This window comes from Candidatus Thioglobus sp. (genome assembly GCF_028599055.1).
GTDB lineage: Bacteria > Pseudomonadota > Gammaproteobacteria > PS1 > Pseudothioglobaceae > Thioglobus_A.
Map to the genome: position 1 here is coordinate 1 of NZ_JAQRMS010000147.1, position 2649 is coordinate 2649.

Here is a 2649-nt window from a genome sequence, read left to right on the forward strand (position 1 = left end):
GTGGACATTAAAGTTACGTATATAACAGACAATTCATGATGGCGGTGGACATTAAAGTTACGTATATGACAGACAATTCATGATGGCGGTGAACATTAAAGTTACGTATATAACAGACAATTCATGAAGGCGGTGAAGTTACGTCTATGACAGACAATTCATGAAGGCGGTGAACATTAAAGTTACGTATATGACATACAAATCATGATGGCGGTGGATATTAAAGTTTCGTCTATGACAGATAATTCACCATGGCGGTGGACATTAAAGTTACGTTTATGACAGACAATTCATGATGGCGTTGAACATTTAAGGCGGACGTATCAGTAACTATGATATCTTCTTTTTTCTGTTGTAGATCACAATATGTCTGATAGAAAAGCAGTAATAAAAAATGCGGACATGTCGGAAGATATGCAACAAGATGCAGTAGATTGTACTACGCAAGCTTTGGAGAAATTTAATATAGAAAAAGACATTGCCGCTTACATAAAAAAGGAGTTCGACAAGAAATATAATCCAACATGGCATTGTATTGTAGGACGTAACTTTGGAAGCTATGTGACACACGAAACGAAACATTTTATCTATTTTTATATGGGACAAGTAGCAATTCTTCTGTTCAAATCTGGCTGAACGATCTTTGGTGAAACAATATCATGTGTAACTTATCTATATGTTTGACTTCTGTCTTTAGCATCATAGATCATTGTTGACGACAATTGCTCAAAACGTTTGTTATCGGTTCTGAAAAAACTATATTAAATATGACATTAAATATGTTTACAATTCGTTTCATTTTATATTTCAATCTATTAAATACTGACCGGCTTGAACAAGTTTATTATCGTGTCAGAGGTTGCAAAGCGAACCTCACCCACAAAAAAACATCGTTTCAATTCTCCCATTGTGAACTTTTCATTTACATATATATGTTGCAACATTCCAACATACTTTCATATGGAGAATATACTGTTAGTAGATATAGTATTCCAGAGCTTGTGGTTCCTATTGTGATGTCCTTGACAAAGGATTGATTCTAGCAATGAAGTTACTGCTCATGTTTAGGTTTATGGTGTTTTAACACCAAGTTCAACAATATTTCAGTTATATCGTGGCGGTCAGTTTAATTGGTAGAGCCAGAGAAAACCGAAGTACCTGGAGAAAAGCACCGACCTGTCGCAAGTCACTGACAAACTTTATCACATAATGCTGTATCGAGTACACCTCGCCATGAACGGGGCTCGAACTCACAACTTAAGTGGTGATAGACACTGATTGAACTGGCAGATGTAAATCCAACTATGTGGTCATGACCACGACGGCCCAACGAAGCTACTGAACCAATAGTTCCTAGTGGTAACCAATAGTTCCTAGTGGTAACCAATAGTTCCTAGTGGTAACCAATAGTTCCTAGTGGTAACCAATAGTTCCTAGTGGTAACCAATAGTTCCTAGTGGTAACCAATAGTTCCTGGTGGTAACCAATAGTTCCTAGTGGTAACCACTAGTTCCTAGTGGTAACCAATAGTTCCTAGAGGTAACCAATAGTTCCTAGCGGTAACCAATAGTTCCTAGTGATAACCAATAGTTCCTAGTGGTAACCAATAGTTCCTGGTGGTAACCACTAGTTCCTAGTGGTAACCAATAGTTCCTAGTGGTAACCAATAGTTCCTGGTGGTAACCAATAGTTCCTAGTGGTAAAGTTGAAGTCATCACTTCAAATGTTTTACGGTGGCCACCATAACTTGGTTACCCGTTACGGGATATCTGTATCACAAATAACCACGGATATGTCCCGTACGTTGAAATCATATTCCGATCTTTTCCTCATTAATTACATATCACCGGATTTGTAGCAAGATTAACACGGTGGGTGTCACTAATGGGACAGGAACTGCTTATTCTGCCAGGACACATGAGTTCACTCCGGTGATTATTGGGATTCGTATTGAACTATATGTAGTTTTCTCTGTAATGGTTTGTCGAAGAAGCTCTCGGTCCCATTTCTATACCCCAGGGTTGACCCCTTTTAGAGGACTAGTGGTATTCTACCCCCGGTACACCCTCTAGGAGGGAGTGATGTAATTTGGGGGTGTTATGGACAAGGCATTATCTGTATAAACAAAGGTGAAATTAAAGTATCGAGCTGTGTCTGTGAACTTTGTCGTTTAGAACTCATTATAATACATGTAATTATGTTCCATACCAACGTAAAACAATAAGGATGTTCTTTATAAAAATGCTTGTTGTTCAATGTATACAAGAGTCGATCGGCTTTTACTCGCATTCAGAAAGCAAGTGCACGATCAATCGCATGATAACTTACTAAGAGGACAGTTTTTTTATCCTATACTAGTTCTGCCATCTTTCTACGATTTCTATTTTTGAAATTCTGTCTGTTCTGACAATGTGGTATTTTATGGGTTTTTTATTTGTTTGAGCTGGTGTTCAAATTTAAAAAGTTCAAGATTAGTTTTTTGAAATGTAATTTTGCGTTTACAGTTTCATAAGACTACATGCTGACATATTGTAATACAGAACTGTAGCTATCAAAACTTGTGTTACAATCTCGGACACAACGTTGGGAAGGAAACCCTCTGCTGGATTAAATATATTCTTCCTAGAACTAATTTCTTCTATTTTTGGC

The 2649-nt window shown here is 37.4% G+C and carries 1 protein-coding gene; it reads left to right on the top strand.

Annotated features, from left to right (window positions below):
* Window positions 1-366: 366 nt before the first annotated feature.
* Window positions 367-636, top strand: a complete 270-nt coding sequence (locus PSN35_RS06930; RefSeq protein WP_300031342.1) for a dynein light chain family protein — start codon at window positions 367-369, stop codon at window positions 634-636.
* Window positions 637-2649: the final 2013 nt, after the last annotated feature.